Source organism: Mesorhizobium sp. P2_A8 (genome assembly GCF_056404935.1).
Window position 1 is genome coordinate 420,109 of record NZ_JBFUDB010000005.1, and the last position, 19,660, is coordinate 439,768.

Below are 19,660 nucleotides of genomic sequence, written 5' to 3' on the forward strand. Positions count from 1 at the left end.
TCTTCTACCCCTCAGGACTTGCGGTTGCGGAACGCATCGGCGTTCTTGATGTCGAGCCCGTAGATGAAGTCTTTGTCTTCCTTGTAGTGATTGACCATCGCCAGGATCGCCGCGGTGTTGAAGATCAGCACGGCGGCGGCCGCGGCGGCGACGACCACCTTGATCCCCATGTTCGGGATATGCGGCCACGTCATGAGGAGGACGAAGAGGATCGTCGCCCACAGGCAGACGATCAGGAGCACGGATCCGCGCACGTCGGAGCGGTACAGCGCTTCGATGCGCTGCTGCATGTCTGACATCGGCTTTCCCCTTTTTCCGACGCCCGGTTCCGAATCCACCGTGCGTCGCCCTCTTTCAAGAGAGTGAAATTTTTTTCATAAATTCAGGCCGAATTCCGCAATTGTCAAGGCGAATTTACGCGGCGTTAACTGTTTGCTTCGCGCAACGAATTTTGCCTGACAATGAAATTAATTGCTTATGGGTATTGCGGCGCCCGAATGTTTGCGGTCAATATTCGGCCAAAGCTCCCGCCGTTGCGCAGGGGGCAGGGAACAGCAAAAAGATTTTTCGAAACGGAGGACGAGCGGATGACGGCATCCTGGAGATTTTCGACCCTGGCGGATCGCCATCGCGCGCTTGGTTCGAAGCTCGAAGACTGGAGCGGTATGGGAACCGCCTGGACCTACGACAAGGATGCCGATGAGGAGTACATCGCCATCCGCACCAAGGCCGGGCTGATGGATGTTTCCGGTCTCAAGAAGGTCCACATCACCGGGCCGCACGCCTCGCATCTGATCGACCTGGCGACGACGCGCGACGTCGAGAAGATCTATCCCGGCAAGTCGGCCTATGCCTGCATGCTGAACGAGGCCGGAAAATTCACCGACGACTGTATCCTCTACCGCACAGGACCGAATGCCTGGATGGTCGTGCATGGCTCGGGCACCGGACATGAGGAATTGCAGCGCGCGTCCGTCGGGCGTGACGTCTCATTGCGCTTCGACGACAATCTGCACGATTTGTCGCTGCAGGGCCCGACATCGGTCGACTATCTGGCCAAGCATGTGCCCGGCATTCGGGATCTCAACTATTTCCATCACATGCAGACGCAGCTGTTCGGCTTTCCAGTGATGATTTCGCGCACCGGCTACACCGGCGAGCGCGGCTACGAGATCTTCTGCCGTGGCCAGGATGCCGGCACGATCTGGGACAGGATCCTCGACGAGGGCAAGAGCGCCGGCATCATTCCGTGCCGCTTCACCACGCTCGACATGCTGCGCGTCGAAAGCTACCTGCTGTTCTACCCCTACGACAATTCGCAGAAATACCCGTTCGACAATGAAGGTCCCGGCGACACGCTGTGGGAGCTCGGCCTCGACTTCACGGTCAGTCCCGGCAAGACCGGGTTCCGCGGCGCCGAGGAGCACTACCGCCTCAAGGGCAAGGAACGTTTCAAGATTTTTGGCGTTCTGCTCGACGGCAAGGAGCCGGCCGACGAGGGCGCGCCGGTCTATCGCGACGGCAAGAGGGTCGGCGTGGTGACCTGCGCCATGTATTCGCCGCTGGTCAAGAAATCGATGGGCATCGCCCGGCTCGATGTCGACTGCGCGGTCAAGGACACCAAGCTCGAAATCCGCAACAAGAGCGGTGCCATCAAGGCGACCGCGCAGCCGCTTCCGTTCGACGACCCGAAGAAGACCAAGCGCACGGCAAAAGGTTGAGGCATAATCAACAGCGAGGGGTTCGAGGCACGAAGACTTAAATGGCAGCCAAAAGCATCATCAGCCGGCCCGTTTACGGAACCCTGTCCCCACAGCCCGGCAAGCACCATCTTTTCGTGGCGGATGCGGAAGGGGCACTGGCGATAGCGGAAATGGCCGAACGAGCCCCGCCAGGGTTTTTCGACGGCGCAGAAATCGTCTTCATTCCCGGCCCTGACGGCAAGCATGCTGCCGCGCTCGAAGCGTTGATGCCGGCGCAATTTCATGAGGCGCCGTCCTTTGCCAGTCTGCTGCCGCGGCTCAGGCAGACGCTGGCCAATGCGCATATGGGGCTGCGCCTCTACCTATCCGGCACCGAAGGGCTGATCGGCCAGGCCATGCAGGTGGCCCTTGAGGCCGGCATCGACCACACTTCGATCCAGACCGAGCATCGCGGCTCGCTGGCGCGGCGCATGCAGTGCGTGCACTGCAAGGGCATCACCGAGAACGTGACGACGCAGCCGGCGACATGCGCGCATTGTGGCCTGCTGCTTCTGGTTCGCGATCACTATTCCAGGCGCATCGCGGCGTTCCAGGGCGTCTGCATCAATGCCGAGGACCGCAGCGAGATTCCTCCGATGGAGGAGATTTTCCGATGAGCACCGGCACCACCAAGCTTGATGTCGTGGTCAGCGATGTCGTCCCGGTCAACGACCTGGTCACCCGGTTTCATTTCCGCCGCCGCGACGGCCAACTTTTGCCGACCTTTTCCGGCGGCGCCCATGTCGTTGTCGAGATGCGCGACGGCGAACGCACCCGGCTCAATCCCTATTCTTTGATGGGCTCGCCGCTCGACACGCGCGAATACACGATCAGCGTGCGCCGCGACGATGTCGGCCGTGGCGGCTCGCTGTTCATGCACAGGAATGTCAGGCCTGGGCATGAGATGGTGGTCAGCTATCCGGTCAATCTGTTCTCGCTCGACCTGCGCGCCAAAAAGCACCTGATGCTGGCCGGCGGCATCGGCATCACACCGTTCATGGCGCAGACCGCTCAACTGGCGGCGGAAGGCGGCAATTTCGAATTGCACTACACCTGCCGCACCGCCTCGCTCGGCACCTATGCCGATGTGCTGCGCGAGCGCTACGACCGCCGGGTGCGGCTTTATCATGATGACCTTGACGAGCGCATCGAACTCGACCGCCTGTTGTCCTCACAGCCGCTCGGCACGCATCTCTATGTCTGCGGCCCGGCCGGCATGATCAACTGGGTGCGTGATCGCGCCGCCACTCTGGGCTGGCCGTCGGAGACCGTGCATTTCGAGCATTTCGCCGCACCCCAGCCCGGACTGCCGTTCGACGTGACGCTTGCCGTCAGCGGCAAGATGATCCGCGTCGACGAACAACAGAGCCTGCTCGAAGCGATCGAGGCGGCCGGCGTCGACCCGCCCTATCTCTGCCGTGGCGGCGTCTGCGGCCAGTGCGAAACCAATGTCATTTCTTCGGACGGCAAGTTCATCCACAACGACCACTGGCTGAGCGAGGAAGACCACCGCTCGGGCTGCAAGATCATGCCGTGCGTGTCGCGCTTCGAGGGCCGGTCGCTGGTTTTGGAAAGATAGGAGGCGAGCTTGGGCATCACCTTTCGCAAGGAAACGTTCCGCGACGACTTCACCTTCAAGAACAGCCCGGAGCACATCAGGCGGTTCCCGTTTCCGTTCCACGAAGACGCCTACATGTATGCGGTCAACATCGAGCCGCATGTCGTCGGACCGAAGGACAGCGTGCTGGAAAACCTGATCGACGTCGACGAGCACTATGTCGCCGAGATGCAGGACCGCGCGCTGGTGCTGGCCGAGGATCCGCTGCGTTGCCAGTCGCTGCCGCACATGACGCTGGCCGGCTGGGACCTGCTCGAACTCCTGATGGAGCAGCAGGCGCTCGGTTATCCCGAGCATTTCACGCTGACCCGCGACGGCGATCGCTGGCGCTGGATCAACCGGCCGCTCGGCATCGACGATACCTTCACCTTCGGCGACACCTCGACGCTGCCTTACGGGCCGATGGAATACATCACGCGGCAGAGCCAGGGCGATTTCTGCATCCTCGACCAGCGCGACGGCAATCTGTGGATGGACGCCGGCATGGTCACCACGCAGGCCGACTGGTCGCTCGATTTCGACATCGGCATGAACTTCTTCGAGTGGCATGCGCCGGTGCCGCTGGCGCATGAGAAGGGGATTTTCACCCGCGCACTGAAATTCCTCACCAACATTCAGCAAGGCAAGCCGGCACGGCGTCTGAACTGGACGATGACCATCAATCCGCGCCTCGATACGAGCCCGGAGAACTATCACAAATGGGGCCCGGACCGGACCACGGTGACGCCTGAGAATGTCGGCGACAAGGTGCATCTGCGCGTCGAACTGCAGAGCTTCTGGCGGTTGCCGCGCTCGAACGGCATCGTCTTTCCGATCCGCTGCTACCTGATCAAGATGGACGAGCTGGTAACGCAGCCGAAATGGGCACGGCGGCTGCACCGCGTCATCCGCGACCTTCCCGACGAACTCGCCAACTATAAGGGCCTGACGCGCTACCGGCCGACGCTGGTCGAGTGGCTGTCGAAGCTCGATGACGGCAGCCCGACAAGCCCAGGCTTTGGGCCGGATTAACCCGCGCTGTTCTGCGGATAACAGATGATCGAGAGGTAGCGCATCGGCAGCCGTGTCAGCTGTTCGGGACCGTGCGGCGCATCGGCATCGAAGAACAGGCTGTCACCGGGCTTCATCGGATAGAGGTTGCTGCCGTGCCGGTAAACGACCTCGCCTTCGAGCATGTAGAGGAACTCCATGCCTTCATGCTGGAAGGTCGGAAACACGTCCGAATCCTCGGTCAGCGTGATCAGGTAGGGCTCGACGACGACGCCGCTGGTGTTGGAGCCGATATGGCCGAGCAGATTGTACTGGTGGCCGGCGCGCGTGCCGCGGCGCTCGACATCCAGCCCTTCACCGGCCTTGACGAAGACGGCGCTGCGCTCTTCCTCGAAGCGGCGGAAGAAGGCGGTGACCGGAACGCCCAGCGCCCGCGACAGCGCCTGCAAGGTGGTCAGCGACGGCGAGGTTATGCCGTTCTCGATCTTCGACAGCATGCCCAGCGAAATGTCGGTGGCGACCGCCAGATCGGCGACGGTGATGCCGAGCTTCTTGCGGAACGCCCGCACCTCGCGGCCGATCGCGACCTCCAGCACCTTTTCCCTTGTGTCGCGAATGGCATGCGGGTTCTGCGTCAGCGGCGCCCGGATGGTTTTCCCGTCCGACGAAACCTTGGGCAGCGGCTTGGCCTTGGCACCGGCAGGACCGGTACCAGGCTTGGGATCGGAAATCTTTTTCGCCATGTTGCCCCCGACTCTGCGGATTTATTTCACTCTAGGTGAACATGTCAGGTGCCGATACATGAGCGCAACCGCGACGGCAAGTCGCCTGAAGGTGCATGCCCATGATCCGGCGTTTGGCCGTGCCCGCTTTTTTGCGGGAAATCCACCTTGCCGAAACGCTGTTTCGGCATGAGGCTGTTGACAGCACGAAAGGGCCAATTACTGTCCTGTGAGTGAAATTTGTTTCGTAAGAGCAATTCCAGGAAAAGCGTGAAACGGTTTTCCCGGGAAAGGCTCATAGTGCTTTCCCTTGGGAATTGCGTCAAAACAAAAGTCGAAATCAGACCGGGAGGCCTGCAATGAAAAGTCGCGTTGCCGTTATCGGAGCCGGGCCGTCCGGGCTGGCACAGCTCAGGGCCTTCAAGTCGGCCGCCGACAAGGGCGCCGACATTCCCGAGATCGTCTGCTTCGAAAAGCAGTCCGACTGGGGCGGCCTGTGGAACTACACCTGGCGCACCGGCCTCGACGAGCATGGCGACCCCGTGCACGGCTCGATGTACCGCTACCTCTGGTCGAACGGACCGAAGGAGTGCCTGGAATTCGCCGACTACACCTTCGAGGAGCATTTCGGCCGGCCGATCGGCTCCTATCCGCCGCGCGCCGTGCTGTGGGACTACATCAAGGGCCGCGTTGAAAAATCCGGCGTGCGCAAATGGGTGCGCTTCAACAGCCCGGTGCGCATGGTGACCTTCTCCGAGGCGACGAATAAATTCACTGTCACCGCGCATGACCGCACCAAGGATGTCACCTATTCGGAAGAATTCGACAATGTCGTCGTTGCCTCCGGGCATTTCTCGGTGCCCAACGTGCCCTATTTCGAAGGCTTCTCGACCTTCAATGGCCGCATCCTGCACAGCCATGATTTCCGCGACGCCATGGAATTCAAGGGCAAGGATATCCTGATCATCGGCCGCTCCTATTCGGCCGAGGACATCGGTTCGCAATGCTACAAATACGGCGCCAAATCGATCACCTCCAGCTACCGCTCGAAGCCGATGGGCTTCAAATGGCCGGAGAACTGGAAAGAGGTGCCGCTGCTGCAGAAGGTCGTCGGCAAGACCGCGCATTTCAAGGACGGCACCACCAAGGATGTCGACGCCATCATCCTGTGCACCGGCTACCTGCATTCCTTCCCGTTCCTCACCGAGGAACTGAAGCTGAAAACCGCCAACCGCATGTGGCCGGACGGACTCTATGAGGGCGTCGTCTGGGAGAAGAACCCGAGGCTGTCCTTCATCGGCATGCAGGATCAGTTCTACACTTTCAACATGTTCGACGCGCAGGCCTGGTTCGCGCGCGACGTCATCATGGGCCGCATCAAATTGCCATCGGTCGAGGCGATGGCAGCGCACGGCGCGAAGTGGCGGGCGCGCGAGGAGACGCTGGAAGACGCCGAGCAGATGATCTGGTTCCAGGGCGACTACACCAGGGAATTGATGGAGCAGACCGACTATCCCGGCTTCGACGTCGAGGCGGTCAACCAGACCTTCATGGAGTGGGAGCACCACAAGGCGGAAGACATCATGAGCTTCCGCGACCATGCCTATCGCTCGCTGATGACCGGCACCATGGCGCCGCTGCACCATACGCCCTGGCTGCAGGCGCTGGACGACTCGATGGAGAGTTATCTCGAGGTGAAAGGCGTGGCGGCGGAATAGCCGTCGCGCCTCATTCTACCCCAGCCTCGCCCGTGCCTTCGCCGTCCAGGCGCTGAACAGCCGGTCGGCGACGATGCCGATGAAGGCGATGGCGAGGCCCGCGACGATGCCACGGCCGGAATCGGCCTTGGACAGCGCGATGAACACCTCCTGGCCGAGATCGCGTGTGCCGACCATGGCGCAGATGATGATCATCGCCAGCGCCATCAGGATCGTCTGGTTGACGCCGAGCATGATTTCGGGAAGCGCCAACGGCAATTGCACGCGAAAGAAGGTCTGGCGCGGCGTGCAGCCCGAAACTTTCGCCGCCTCGATCAGCGCCGGCTGCACCTGCCGGATGCCGTGATTGGTGTAGCGGATGGCCGGCACCACGGCGAAGGCGACGGTTGCGATCATCGCGGTGACGTCGCCGACCCGGAACAGCATCACCACCGGGATGATGAAGCAGAAAGACGGCAGCACCTGCAGCGTGTCGATGACCGGCGCGACGATCTTTTCGAAGCGGTCGCTGCGCGAGGCCATCAGACCGATCGGGATGCCGATCAGGCACGCGATGAAGGCCGAGATGCCGCAGAGATAGACCGTCGCCATGGTCTTTTCCCACAGCCCTGTGACGGCGCAGAAGGCGGTCAGCGCGGCGACGAGAACTGCCAGCCGCAGGCCGGAGAGCTGATAGCCGGCAAGGCCGAGCAGGAACACCGCGCCCAGCCAGGGAAACCCCTCGCAGAAGGCGCGCACCGGGTTCAGCACGTTGAGGATCAACGCAACGCGAAACGCCTCGATCGTGTCGAAGAAGTTGATCGTCACCCAGTTCACCGCCGCCTTCCACAGCGGTGCGGTGGTGAAGGTGATCGCCTTCGGCACCGCCGCGAAGGCCGGCACGAACAGGCCGAGCAGCGTGGTGACGACAAGGATGGCAATGGCCAGCGTCAGATTGGGGTAGCGCCGCCAGAAGCTTGGGCTCACCTCCCGATGGACATGGCCCTTTGCTTGCTTGTGCGCGATCGCTTGGCTCAGCCGGTCGAGCGCGATGGCCAGCGCGACGATGGCGAGACCGGCTTCCATCGCTTCACCGACCTTCAGCGCGCGCAGCGCCAAAAGCACGTCGTAGCCAAGGCCGCCGGCGCCGATCATCGAAGCGATGATCACCATGTTCAGCGCCAGCATGATCACCTGGTTGACGCCGACCATCAGCGTCGGCCGCGCCGAGGGCAAAAGCACCCGCCACAGTTTCTGCCGCGCCGTGCAGCCGGCCATTTCGCTGAAATCGTCAATCTCGGAGGGCACCCGCGACAGACCGAGCATCGTCGCCCGCACCATCGGCGGCGTGGCGAAGATGGCGGTCGCGATCATCGCCGAAACCGGGCTGTTGCCGAACAGGAGCAGCATCGGGATGAGATAGGCGAAGGTCGGGATCGTCTGCATCAGGTCAAGGGCAGGGGAGACGATGAGCCTTTCCGCCCACGGCTTGCGCCAAGCCCAGATGCCCGCGAACAGGCCGGTGACAATGCAGAACGGCACGGCGATGGAGATCAGCGCCAGCGTCAGCATGGCGCTGGTCCATTGGCCAAACAGCGCGATGTAGAGGAAACAGCCGCCGACCAGCATGCCGAGCTTCCGGCCGCCGACGGCATGCCCGGCAAGGAAGGCGGCGGCGCAGACGCCGACCCAGGACAAGCGCGGCAACACATAGGCGTCGGCGCCATGGCCGATCTTGAAGTTCTTGGCCAGCAGATTGAGCGCAAAGTCGAGCGGCACGCCGAGCACCGCGGTGATCGAGCGCGTCAGCCACGACAGGTTCGACTTGATCCAGCGCATCAACGCGCTGACCCAATCGGCGACCGGCACGATCGCACTGGCCGGATAGTTGACGGCCCAGGGCAGGCTGTTCTGCAGCAGGAACACGACAAGTACGGCGGCAAGCGCCGAGGCCCAGACCAGCAGCCAGAGCTGGACCGGCCGCGCCCTTGCCTCGCTGGCACTAGCCGTCACCGTCATGCGCCGGCCCTCGAACGATCGATGCCGGCCAGCAGATCGATCACCGCTTGCGGCGTCACTTCGCCGATCGGCTTGCCCGAGCCGTTGACCACCGCGAACGGCTTGTTGGCGGAGACGATGCTGGCGGAAAAACTTGCGATCTTGGCCTCCGGCGAGACCGTGCCGCCATGCTCGGTGCCGTCACAGGCGCGCATCAGGCTGCGCGCCGAAATCACCTTGGCGCGGTCGACGTCGCGGGTGAATTCGGCGACATAGTCGGTCGCCGGGTTGACCACCAGTTCCTCCGGCGTGCCGATCTGGATGACCTCGCCGTCCTTCATGATGGCGATGCGGTCAGCCAGCCGGATCGCTTCGTCGAAATCATGGGTGATGAAGACGATGGTCTTGTGCAGCATGGTCTGCAGCCGCATCAGCTCGTCCTGCATCTCGCGGCGGATCAATGGGTCGAGGGCCGAGAATGGCTCGTCGAGAAACCAGATTTCCGGCTTTGTCGCGAGGCTGCGGGCGATGCCGACACGCTGCTGCTGGCCGCCGGAAAGCTCGCGCGGATAGAAATGCTCGCGGCCGCGCAGACCGACAAGCTCGATGACCTCATGCGCCCGCGCTTCGCGTGTCGCCCTGTCCTGCCCCTGGATGCTGAGCGGAAAGGCAATGTTCTCCAGCACGTTGAGATGCGGCAAGAGCGCAAAATTCTGGAAGACCATGCCCATGCGGTGCCGCCGCAATTCGATCAGTGCCGCGTCGGAAATCTTGAGCAGATCCTTGCCTTCGAACTCGACCTTGCCGTGGGTCGGCTCGACCAGCCTGGACATGCAGCGCACCAGCGTCGACTTGCCGGAACCCGACAGGCCCATGATGATGAAAATCTCGCCCTGGCGGATCTCGAGGTCGACGGCGCGCACGGCCCCAACCAGCCCGGCCGCGGCGACATCGGCCATGCTGGCCTTGCCGTCGCGTTCGCGGATGAAATTCGCCGCGTTCGATCCGAACAGCTTCCAGACGTTGCGGCAGGCAAGCTTTATCGGACGGGCATCCTTGCCCGCCGGTGTCGGTACCTGTTCAGTCCTATCCGTCATCCAATCGTCCTTCTGGAACATCAACACTTGAGGCCCGGCTGATCAACAGCCGGGCCTCATTTTTCCAGTCGGAACGATCACTGCGCCCAGGCTTTCCAGTCTGCCTCGTGCGCTGCGATCCAGGCGGCGGCGACATCTTCCGGCGTCTTGCCGCCGAGGTCGATCTCGCCGCTCATCTTGTTGAGCTCATCTGTGTCGATCGTGTAGGCCTTCGCCACCTTGTAGGCGACCGGCCATTTGTCCTTCATGCCCGACCAGGAGTATTTCCAGATCTCGCCATGCGGCTTGCCGCAATCATATTTGGCGTCGGGGTTCACGCCCCATTTCGGATCGTTGTAGCATTCGGGCGTGTATTCGGGGAATTGCACCCATTCGCCCTTGTATTTGGCCGGCGCCCAGTGCGGCGAATAGATCCACAGCATGATCGGCGCCTTGCGCTGATAGGCCGATTCCAGTTCGGCGAACATCGCCGCATCGGTGCCGGCATGGATGACGGTGAAGGGCAGTTTCAGCGCCTCGACACGCTCGTCGTCAAAGCCTTCCCACGTCACCGGGCCGCCGAGATAGCGCCCCTTCGGCGCGGTCTCCGCCGTTGAAAACGCTTCGGCGCATTTCGGGTCCTTCAGCGCTTCCCAATTGGGCAGGCCCGGGCATTTTTCCTTCATGTATTCGGGAAACCACCACTCTTCCTTGGCCTTGGGTCCGAGCTTGCCGAGCCGTTCGGTCTGGCCGGTCGCATCGGAGGCTTTCATGGCTTCGCCGGCGGTCGTGTCCCAGAACTCCAGGCCGACGTCGAGGTCGCCATTGGTGAGACCGGTGGTCAGGCTGGAGAGGTAGTCGGCGGTCGGATATTCGACGGTATAGCCGAGCTTTTCCAGGATGCCGCCGAGGATCTTGGCGTTCAGATTGACGCTGGTCCAGTCGAACAGCGCGATCTTGATCGGGTCGTTGGATTCGGGTGCTGCGGCTTGGGCGGAAGGTGTCAGCAGGCTTAGGGTCGCGAGCGCGACGGCGCCCATCGACAATTTCGAGATCTGGCTGCGAAATGACATGCTTGTTCTCCTTCAAGCTGTGAAAATTATCGTTCGTTCCCTTCTTGCGGCTTTTCTTGATTGTGTTGGAAAGGCTGGTCGTTGCGCAAGGCCGTCGGCGCCGAATTGTCGCCCTGGCTTTGGCCAAGGCAGGCAAGATGGTGCTCAATTCTGCTGATGGTCGAATGGGACTGGGGGGTCAGCGTCATGGCTGCCGACGGATCGCTGCGGAAGCGATCACCTGCGGATCAATTGCCAGTCTTGCGGCGCCCTGCAAGGTGCGAGCCATCAAGGTCCCATGATCTCGGCTGTCGGCCCGGCAAGCCCCATCTCGCCAGGACCGTTTCATAGGATGAAATTATATATACCAACGTTCATGTCGCGCAACGACTAACGCCCGTGGGTTGCAAAATTTCAGACCGCGGGCAAAGGCGGGCCGCCGAATGGCAGATCCTACCAGCAGACGTAGCCGCCATCGACAATCAGGTCGAGGCCGGTAACGAAGCTCGACGCGCGGCTGGCCAGGAACACCGTCGGTCCGACCATTTCCTCCGGCGCCGCCATGCGTCCCATCGGTGTGTCACGCTTGAAGATCTTGATCTCTTCAGCCACCTCCGGCCGTTTGTTCATAGGCGTCAGCGTGTAGCCCGGGCTGACGACATTGACGCGCAGCCCACGGTCGGCCCACTCCATGGCGAGGCTCTTCGACATGTGGATGACGGCGGCTTTCGAGGAGTTGTAGTGCGCCTGCGTCAGGCCCCGATTGACGATGGTGCCCGACATCGAGGCGATGTTGATGATCGAGCCCTTGCGCCGCGCCAGCATCTTGCGGGCTTCGGCCTGGCAGGACAGGAACACGCCGGCGACATTGACCTCGTGCACCTTCTGCCATGTCTCCAGCGACAGCGTCTCGGCCGGTTCCGAACCGGCAATGCCGGCATTGTTGACGGCGACGGTCAGCGCGCCGAGTTCGCTCTCGACGCGATCGATCGCCGCCGCGAGATCGCTTGGCGATGTCACCGTGCCGGTCAGCACCAGCGCCTTGCGGCCGAGTGCCGTGATCCGGTGAGCGGTCTCGTCCAGGCCACCCTTCGAGGCATGGCCGAAACAGGCGACATCGGCGCCCGCCTCGGCCAGTCCGATCGCGATTGCCTGGCCGATGCCGCTGCCAGCACCGGTGACCAGCGCGACATCGCCGTCAAGCTTGAAAAGATCCATCGATAGCCCTCCCTGTCTCGGGGAGGGTATGCGCTGAGCCGTGCTTCGATCAAGCGCCCTGCGCGCAAGGTGCGTTGTTGCTCAGAAGTAGCCGTCCGACGCGGCTGTCGCTTCCTTGGGGATTTCGACGCCGTCGACCAGGATCTTGTCGACCAGTTCGTGGTGGAAGCAGACCAGTCCCTTGATGCGTTCCGCCTCGTGCACCGGCTCGGGATAGTACCAGACCAGATTCTCGTGGCGCTTGGCCTTCGTCGTTACGTGATAGTAGCTGGAGATGCCCTTGTAGGGGCAGCGCGAGATGTAGCGGCTGGGCGCGAACATATCGAGCCGCGTATCGGCGATCGGCAGATAGTGGCGCACCGGATGACCGGTCTCGAACAGGAACAAGCCACGGCGTGAATCGGCGACCTGTTCGCCGTCGAGAATGACCTGCACGCGCCGCGACGACGGCAGGCAGTCGACGCGGCGGAACGGATCGCGGGCGTGGACGAAGATTTCCTCGTCCTCCTCGAACCAGTGGCCCATCTTGCTCCAGTAAAACGACATATGGTCGGCGAGCGGCGGACAGCCTTTCACCGGATCGGCGTAGCGCCAGGCCGCGTCCTCGACCAGGGTCACGCCGGTGTTGAGCGAATAGTGGGTCGCGACGCCCTTGAACGGGCTCTCGGTGGTCGTCGTGCTCGGCAGAAGAAACTCCTCGCGCACGTCGCGCATCGGGAAATAGTAGACCGGCAGATGGTCGGACTCGTAGAGCACCAGCGCATTGACCGTGTCGGCGACCGTCATCGACCCAACCTGTACCCGCAGCCGCTTCTGCGTCGGCATGGTGAAGGCCACATAGCCCGGCTCGAACTCATATTGGGTGATGCTGTCGAGCAGCGGAAAATGCGGCCCGCGGCCGCGCAGATGGCGCTTGCGAATGGTACTCTCCCGGTGCTTTTCTTTTGTGATCGAGCGTTGGCGCACGATCAACTCAATGACACGCGATCGAGCAGCAGCCCGGCGGCGATCGGTGGCAAGCCGCTGACATTCTTGCGCACCGGCACCAGCAGATCGGGGAAATAGCTGAAAATGACCGGTGTCTCGTCGAGCAGCAGCTTCTGGATGTCGGAGGCGGCGCTGCGCTGCGCGCCGATGTCGAGCGCCTTCAGATAGCTGGTGACCATGCCGTCATAGGCCGGGTTCTTGAAATGCGCCGCGTTCCAAGGGCCGTCGCTGACCAGCGGGCTTTTGAGGAAGACGTTCGGCACGCTGCGATGCGCGTAGTCGGTGATGCCGAGTGGGCTGTCCAGCCAGTCCGACTGGCCGAACACCGCCTTGCCATAATATTTGTCCTGGTCCTCGATGTTGAGCGCGATACGGGCGCCGATTTCCTTGGCGAAGTTCTGGAACAGCTGCGCGTAGCCGGGGATGTCGGAATAGCGCAGCGTCGTCAGCGTGATGTCGAAACCGCTGGCCGCGCCGGCTGCTTCGAGCAACTGCTTCGCCTTGGCGATATCCTGGACGCGCTGCGGCACCGTCGTGTCGGTCGCGGGGAAGGCCGGCGCGAACGGGCTGTCATTGCCGGTCGCCGCCATGCCGCGGCACAGGCCATCGACCAGCTTGGAGCGATCGATGCACAAAGCGAGCGCCTGGCGTACGCGCTTGTCGGTGAACGGGCCGGTGTCGCAGCGCATGTGCAACTGGCGATGCGCGGTCGAGGCGACACGCAGCACGTTGATGTCGGGGCTGTTGAGCACGACCTGGCTGACGTCGAGCGGAACGGCGTCGAGAATGTCGACCTCGCCGGCCTGCAGCACCAGGATGCGCGGCTGCACGTCGCCGTAGAACTTGAATTCGAGACGGTCGGGCAACGCCTTCTCGCCCCAATAGTCGGGGTTGCGGACAAAGGTCGCGCCGACCTTCGGCGTGTAGGTCTCCAGCCGGAACGGCCCGGTGCCCTCGAAGGTCTTTTCGTAGTCGCCCTTGTAGCTCGCCGGCAGGATGACGGCGTTGTAATTGTCGATCGACACCGAATAGGGAAAGCTGCCGTTCGGCGCATCGAGATGGAAGGCGACGGTGTGATCGTCGACCTTCCTTGTACCGCCCTTCGACAGCAGGCCCTTGAACACCGACAGCGCGTTCGAGGCGCCGCCGGGATCGGCCAGCCGGTCGAAGGTCGCGACGACGTCGTCGGCCTTGAAGTCCTCGCCATTGTGGAATTTCACGCCCTTGCGCAGCTTGAATGTCCAGACGCTGCCGTCCTCGTTCGGCGCCCAGCTTTCCGCCAGCACCGGCTTCAAGGTGAGATCCGGCTGGGTGATGCAGAGAAACTCGGCGGTCTGGAAAACCAGCTGGTAGCTGCCGCTGTCATAATAGGTGACGGGATCGATGGCGCCGCCCGGCGTGGCGACGCCGGCGCGCACCGTGCCGCCCGGCTTGCCCTCGGCGCGGGCCTGCTGCGTGCCGAGGCCGGCAGCAGCGACGAGGCTGCCCAGGAATGGCAGCGAGAGGCCAAGCACGCTGCCATGGCGCAGGAAATCGCGCCGGCCCATCCTGCCGGCCAGCAACTCGTCGACAGCGGAGTTTTCGATTGCTGTGAGATTTCCGCGAGCGGCGTCGATCATCCTGAAATGCTTTGGCATGGCTGCATTCCTCGCTTGTCTTGGGGTTTTGCCATCTAGTTCATTGTTGACTGCCGCCGGAAAGCGATATTTTTTGATAGGGGCCATCGAAATTTTCGATGCTTGGATGAAGCATGGACACTGAAAATCTGCGCAGTTTTCTCGAAGTTGCCACCCATGGCAGCTTCACCGTCGCGGCCAACCGGCTTAACCTCGCCCAGTCTACCGTCAGTGCGCGCATTCGCGGGCTGGAGGAGCAGTTGGGGCGCCGGCTTTTCGTGCGCGACCGCGACGGCGTCACGCTGACGCCGGCCGGCCGGCAGTTCCTGCCGCACGCCTCGTCCATCACCCGCACCTGGGAGCAATCGCGGCAGGACATCGCCGTTCCCGATGGCTACGAGACCTTGCTGCGGTTGACCGCGCCCGCCTATCTGTGGGACCGCATCACCTCGCCATGGGTCGAGTGGATGCGTGCCAGGCGGCCGAACGTGGCGCTGCGGCTGGAGGGCAGTTTCCCGGATTTGGTCATCGACCAGTTGGCGGAAGGTCTGCTCGACATCTGCATCCTCTATCTGCCGCGGCCACATCCCGGCATCGTCTACGAAACGCTTGCCGTCGATCAGGTCGTGCTTGTCCAGCATGCGGCGCAGACGAAGCCGTGGACGGAGAACTACATTCTGATGGATTGGGGGCTGGAGTTCCGCATCGAGCACGACCGCGCCTTTGCCGGCATGGTCAAGCCGGCCATCTCAGCTGGACTGGTCTTCATCGGGCTGCAGCATGTGCTGTCGCAGCAAGCGGCAGCCTATCTGCCGCTCAGCGCCGTCAGCGGTCATATCGAGCGCGGCGAAATGCGGCGCATCGACAACGCGCCTGTGTTCCAGCGGCCAATCTATCTCGCCTATCCCTCGAATCCTGTCTCGTCGGATGTTCTGGATGTCGCGCTCACCGGGCTGCGCACGCTGGCAAGGGACTGGGCGGAAGGTCAGGGCTTTTCGGAAGGCGACCGTTCCCTGAGCATGTCCGGCCGGACGTGACGGGTCGGATCACGGAGCATCAAGTGATGCTGCTATGCCGGCTCGGTCATCGCCGCCTTTTGGAGCCGGGCAAGTTCGGGGTAGGGAATGTGGCAGCGGATCGAGTGGCCGGGCTGCGCTTCGCTCAGCGGCGGCTCCTGCTGCTCGCAGATTGGACCGATCTTGCGCGGGCAGCGTGTGTGGAACACGCAGCCCGACGGCGGGTTGGTGGCGCTGGGGATTTCGCCGTCGAGGCGAATGCGCGCCGTCTCGGTCTGGTCGAGCTTGGGCACCGCCGACAGCAGCGCTTCGGTATAGGGATGATGCGGGCCGGAAAAGACGTCTTCCGACGGTCCGAGTTCCATGATCCGGCCGAGATAGAGCACGGCGATCTTGTCAGAGAGGTAACGCACCACCGCAAGATCATGCGAGATGAAGATGTAGCTAACGTCTTCCTTCGACTGCAGGTCGGCGAGCAGGTTGAGAATGGCCGCCTGCACCGACACGTCGAGCGCCGAAGTCGGCTCGTCGCACACCACGATGCGCGGGTCGCCGGCGAAGGCGCGCGCGATGGCGACGCGCTGCTTCAGGCCGCCCGAAAGCTGGCGCGGCTTGACGGCGAGATGCCGGTCGGTGAGCCGCACCGAGCGGACGAGATCGTTGAGGCGAGCATCAAGTGCCTTGCCGCTCAAGCCTGCCAGCCGCTTAAGCGCGCGGCCGATCAGGTGCCGGATCGAATGCGAGCGGTTGAGCGCCGAGTCCGGATTCTGGAAGACGATCTGCATCGCCTTGATCTGGTCGTCACTGCGGTTTTCAAGCCGCGGCGCCAGCGCCTTGCCTTCGAGCTCGATGGTGCCGCCTGCATCCGGCGGCACCAGGCCGAGCAGCAGCCGGGCGAAGGTCGTCTTGCCACTGCCGGATTCGCCGACCAGTCCAAGCGTTTCGCCGGGGCGCAAATCGAGCGACACATCTTTCACCGCGCGCAGCGCATGGCCATGACTGGCATAGGTCTTGTTCAGCCCCGCGACCCGCAGCACCGGGACGGCTACCGCCTGTGGTGCAGGCGCCACATCGCTCGGCGTCGCGCGCGGCAGCGCCTGCGCCTTCTCGTGATAGAAGCAGCGCGACAGCCGGCCGCCCAAATCGTAAAGCGGCGGCAATTCGCTGCGGCAGCGGTCGTCGGCGAGCGCGCAGCGATCGGCGAAGGCGCATCCCTTGATGTCAGCACCAATGCCGGGCAGGAAGCCCGGAATGGTGTCGAGCCGACCCTGGTCCTTGCGCTGGCCGCCGCGCGGCAGGCAGCGCAGCAGCGCCACCGTATAGGGATGGCGGGGATCGTTGAACACGGCCTCGGTCGGCCCTTCTTCGACCAGCATGCCGGCATAGAGCACGCCGACCCGGTCGCACATGTTGGAGACGACCGCGAGGTTGTGGCTGATGAACAGGATCGAGGCCAACAGTTCCTGCCTGAGCTGCGCGATCAGGTCGAGCACCTCGGCTTCCACCGTCGCATCGAGGCCGGTAGTCGGCTCGTCGAGGATCAGCATCGATGGATCGTTGGCCAGCGCCATGGCAATCGCCACGCGCTGCTGCATGCCACCGGAAAGCTGGTGCGGATAGCGTTGCATGACGCTGACCGGGTCGGAGATGCGCACCCGGTTCAGCATGGCGATGGCCTTGTCGGTGGCCGCCTGTCCCGTAATGCCGCCAAGCTCGAAGATTTCGGTCAGCTGTCGGCCGACGCGGATCGACGGGTTCAGCGCCTTGCCCGGGTCCTGGTAGACCATCGAGACGCTTTCGGCCCGCGCCCGCCTGAGCGCTTCGGCATCGAGCTTCATGACGTCCTGGCCGTCGAGCGAGATCGCGCCGCCGGTGATCGAGCCGTTTCTTGGCAGGTAGCTCACGACGGTGAGCGCCACGGTGGATTTGCCGCAGCCGGATTCGCCCACCAGCCCATAAGCTTCGCCCTGGCCGATGTTGAGGCTGAGGTTGCGCAGCACCGCGCGATTGCGGCCGGCAACGCGGTAGGCTACCGACAAATCGTGCAGTTCGAGGGCGTTTTCTGCCTTGGCGGGCTTAGTCATTGAGCGCTCCATGAACGCCGTCGGCCGCCAGATTGACGCCAATCACCAGCGAGGCAATGGCCAGCGCGTCGAACAGCACCGTCCACCAGAAGCCGCCGCCGATCATGCCGTAATTGTTGGAGATCGAGAGCCCCCAGTCGGGTGAGGGCGGTTGGATGCCGAAGCCCATGAAGGAGAGCGTGGCGACCGCGAAAATGGCATAACCGAGCCGCACGGTTGTCTCGACCAGGATCGGCGGGATGACGTTCGGCAGGATCTCGACGAACATCGTATGCAGCGCACTTTCATGCCTGAGCTGTGCTGCGGCGACATAATCGAGTTCGCGCTCGGCCAACACAGCGGAGCGCACCGTGCGCGCGATGATCGGCGCAAAGCTGAGGCCGATGACGACGATGACCGTCGTCTTGGATGTGCCGAGCGCCACGATGGCCAACAGCGCGACGATGACCACCGGGATCGCCATGAAGGCTTCGAGGATGCGGCTGACGACATCGTCGACGAGGCCGCGAAAATAGCCGGTGACGAGGCCGAGCGCCGTGCCGGCCACGGTTGCCAGCAAGGTCGCCAGTGGGGCGACGGTCAGGATGTCGCGCGAGCCGACGATGACGCGCGAGAAGACGTCGCGGCCGATCTGGTCGGTGCCGAACCAGTGTTCGGCCGAAGGTGGTGCCAGGGCGTTGATGATGTCGTCGGCGAGCGGGTCATAGGGCGCGAAATGTTCGCCGAAAATCGCGCAGGCAACCCAGAACAGCACGATGGCGAAACCGGTCAGGAAGGTGCCGGAGCGCAGCAGCGACAACAGCACCTCCGCCAGCGGCCCGCGCCGGCGCGTGTCGTCGGGGGGCGGGGAGGTGGTTTGGACGGCGCTCATTGGTCTGACCCCAGCCGGATGCGCGGATTGAGCACGGAATAGAGGAAGTCGGCGACAAGTGTCGCCACCGCATAGACGATGCCGATGGTGAGAATCCCCGATTCCAGCATCGGGAAATCCTTGCCGCGCGCTGCGGTGAAGATCAGCGAGCCGATGCCCTGGTATCGGAACAGCGTTTCGATGACGACGAGACCGCCGATGAGATAGCCGGTCTGCGTCGCGATGACGGTGATGGTCGGCAGCAGTGCGTTGCGCAACACATGCCGCCAGATCACCGTGCGCCATGGCAGGCCCTTCAGCACCGCTGTCCGCGTGTAGTCGGAATCGAGCGCCTCGATCATGCCGGAGCGCGCCATGCGGGCGATGTAGCCGAACAGCACCAGGAACAGCGGCAGCGCAGGCAGGATCAGATAATAGAGCTGGGTGAAGAAGCCGGCATTGCGCGGCCATGCGGCTGAGATCGGCAGCCAGCGCAGCCAGACGCCGAACACCAGGATCAGGATGATGCCGGTGACGAATTCCGGCAGCACCGTCACCGACAGGCCGCCAAGGCTGATGATGCGGTCGAGCGGCCGGTTGAGGTTGAGCGCGGCAACGACGCCGCCAAGGATGCCGATCGGCACCACCAACACGAAGGCGACCGCCGCCAGCTTCATCGAATTGCCGAGTGCATCGATGACGAAGGGCGCGACCGGCGAGCGGAAGATGTAGGACGTGCCCATGTCGCCCTGGACGAAGTTCGAGATCCAGCCCCAGTACTGCGCCAGCAGCGGGCGATCGACGCCGAGCGTATGATTGAGCGCGTCGACGGCACGCTGGTCGGCGAACGGGCCCAAAATCGCGCGTCCGACATTGCCGGGCAGCACCTGGCCGCCCAGGAACACCATGATGCTGAGCAGGAACAGCGTCACCAGCGACAACGAGACACGCCGGGCAAGGAAGGAGAGAATGGCTAAGACTCCTTGTGGAGCCA

The 19,660-nt window shown here is 63.1% G+C and carries 18 protein-coding genes; 6 read left to right on the plus strand and 12 right to left on the minus strand.

What is annotated here, in order from left to right; translation table 11 throughout:
* Positions 1-11: 11 nt before the first annotated feature.
* Complete coding sequence (locus tag AC1D10_RS17170; protein WP_477273799.1) at positions 12-290, minus strand: hypothetical protein; 279 nt, start codon at positions 288-290, stop codon at positions 12-14.
* 297 nt (positions 291-587) lie between these two features.
* Here AC1D10_RS17170 and AC1D10_RS17175 point away from each other — a divergent pair, with 297 nt between their 5' ends.
* Genes AC1D10_RS17175 through AC1D10_RS17190 form a run of 4 tightly spaced genes read left to right on the plus strand, consistent with a single transcriptional unit; the run spans position 588 to position 4,371 of the window.
* A complete protein-coding gene (locus AC1D10_RS17175) occupies positions 588-1,721 on the plus strand; it encodes an aminomethyl transferase family protein (RefSeq protein WP_477273801.1) in 1,134 nt (377 codons plus the stop codon).
* A gap of 41 nt (positions 1,722-1,762) precedes the next feature.
* A complete protein-coding gene (locus AC1D10_RS17180) occupies positions 1,763-2,359 on the plus strand; it encodes a dimethylamine monooxygenase subunit DmmA family protein (protein ID WP_477273804.1) in 597 nt (198 codons plus the stop codon).
* Positions 2,356-3,321 carry a PDR/VanB family oxidoreductase gene (locus AC1D10_RS17185; RefSeq protein ID WP_477273806.1) on the plus strand — a complete coding sequence of 322 codons (966 nt, stop codon included), beginning with the start codon at positions 2,356-2,358 and terminating at the stop codon, positions 3,319-3,321. The genes AC1D10_RS17180 and AC1D10_RS17185 overlap by 4 nt, the downstream gene beginning before the upstream one ends.
* 9 nt (positions 3,322-3,330) lie before the next feature.
* Positions 3,331-4,371: a heme-dependent oxidative N-demethylase family protein gene (locus tag AC1D10_RS17190; RefSeq protein ID WP_477273808.1), complete on the plus strand. Its 1,041-nt coding sequence runs from the start codon at positions 3,331-3,333 to the stop codon at positions 4,369-4,371.
* Here AC1D10_RS17190 and AC1D10_RS17195 read toward each other — a convergent pair.
* Entirely contained in the window at positions 4,368-5,093 is a 726-nt protein-coding gene (locus AC1D10_RS17195) for a helix-turn-helix domain-containing protein (protein ID WP_477273810.1), read from the minus strand. The genes AC1D10_RS17190 and AC1D10_RS17195 overlap by 4 nt on opposite strands.
* A gap of 44 nt (positions 5,094-5,137) precedes the next feature.
* The gene (locus AC1D10_RS17200; protein ID WP_477273812.1) at positions 5,138-5,371 is read right to left on the minus strand and encodes a hypothetical protein; all 234 of its coding nucleotides are present in this window, start codon (positions 5,369-5,371) and stop codon (positions 5,138-5,140) included.
* Positions 5,372-5,431: 60 nt separating this feature from the next.
* Here AC1D10_RS17200 and AC1D10_RS17205 point away from each other — a divergent pair, with 60 nt between their 5' ends.
* Positions 5,432-6,790, plus strand: a complete 1,359-nt coding sequence (locus AC1D10_RS17205) for an NAD(P)-binding domain-containing protein (RefSeq protein ID WP_477273814.1) — start codon at positions 5,432-5,434, stop codon at positions 6,788-6,790.
* A 15-nt stretch (positions 6,791-6,805) separates the two neighbouring features.
* On the opposite strand, the gene AC1D10_RS17210 is transcribed toward AC1D10_RS17205, so the two are convergent.
* From AC1D10_RS17210 to AC1D10_RS17235, 6 genes are all read right to left on the minus strand, one after another.
* A complete protein-coding gene (locus AC1D10_RS17210) occupies positions 6,806-8,788 on the minus strand; it encodes an ABC transporter permease (RefSeq protein ID WP_477273816.1) in 1,983 nt (660 codons plus the stop codon).
* The gene (locus AC1D10_RS17215; protein ID WP_477273818.1) at positions 8,785-9,864 is read right to left on the minus strand and encodes a quaternary amine ABC transporter ATP-binding protein; all 1,080 of its coding nucleotides are present in this window, start codon (positions 9,862-9,864) and stop codon (positions 8,785-8,787) included. Before AC1D10_RS17215 ends, AC1D10_RS17210 begins: the two co-directional genes overlap by 4 nt.
* A gap of 77 nt (positions 9,865-9,941) precedes the next feature.
* Positions 9,942-10,916: an ABC transporter substrate-binding protein gene (locus AC1D10_RS17220; protein ID WP_379105554.1), complete on the minus strand. Its 975-nt coding sequence runs from the start codon at positions 10,914-10,916 to the stop codon at positions 9,942-9,944.
* Between the two features lie 432 nt (positions 10,917-11,348).
* Positions 11,349-12,113, minus strand: coding sequence for an SDR family oxidoreductase (locus AC1D10_RS17225; RefSeq protein WP_477273820.1), 765 nt, complete (start codon positions 12,111-12,113; stop codon positions 11,349-11,351).
* 81 nt (positions 12,114-12,194) lie between these two features.
* Positions 12,195-12,992: a DUF427 domain-containing protein gene (locus AC1D10_RS17230; protein WP_477274133.1), complete on the minus strand. Its 798-nt coding sequence runs from the start codon at positions 12,990-12,992 to the stop codon at positions 12,195-12,197.
* Between the two features lie 89 nt (positions 12,993-13,081).
* Positions 13,082-14,737 carry an ABC transporter substrate-binding protein gene (locus AC1D10_RS17235; protein ID WP_477273822.1) on the minus strand — a complete coding sequence of 552 codons (1,656 nt, stop codon included), beginning with the start codon at positions 14,735-14,737 and terminating at the stop codon, positions 13,082-13,084.
* 113 nt (positions 14,738-14,850) lie between these two features.
* Here AC1D10_RS17235 and AC1D10_RS17240 point away from each other — a divergent pair, with 113 nt between their 5' ends.
* The gene (locus AC1D10_RS17240; protein WP_477273824.1) at positions 14,851-15,753 is read left to right on the plus strand and encodes a LysR family transcriptional regulator; all 903 of its coding nucleotides are present in this window, start codon (positions 14,851-14,853) and stop codon (positions 15,751-15,753) included.
* Positions 15,754-15,785: 32 nt separating this feature from the next.
* On the opposite strand, the gene AC1D10_RS17245 is transcribed toward AC1D10_RS17240, so the two are convergent.
* The 3 genes from AC1D10_RS17245 to AC1D10_RS17255 are packed head-to-tail and all read right to left on the minus strand — an operon-like array spanning position 15,786 to position 19,637.
* Positions 15,786-17,816, minus strand: a complete 2,031-nt coding sequence (locus AC1D10_RS17245) for a dipeptide ABC transporter ATP-binding protein (RefSeq protein WP_477273826.1) — start codon at positions 17,814-17,816, stop codon at positions 15,786-15,788.
* On the minus strand, positions 17,809-18,687 hold the full coding sequence (locus AC1D10_RS17250) for an ABC transporter permease (protein WP_477273828.1): 879 nt from the start codon (positions 18,685-18,687) through the stop codon (positions 17,809-17,811). The genes AC1D10_RS17245 and AC1D10_RS17250 overlap by 8 nt, the downstream gene beginning before the upstream one ends.
* Positions 18,684-19,637 carry an ABC transporter permease gene (locus tag AC1D10_RS17255; RefSeq protein ID WP_477274135.1) on the minus strand — a complete coding sequence of 318 codons (954 nt, stop codon included), beginning with the start codon at positions 19,635-19,637 and terminating at the stop codon, positions 18,684-18,686. Before AC1D10_RS17255 ends, AC1D10_RS17250 begins: the two co-directional genes overlap by 4 nt.
* Positions 19,638-19,660 lie beyond the last annotated feature (23 nt).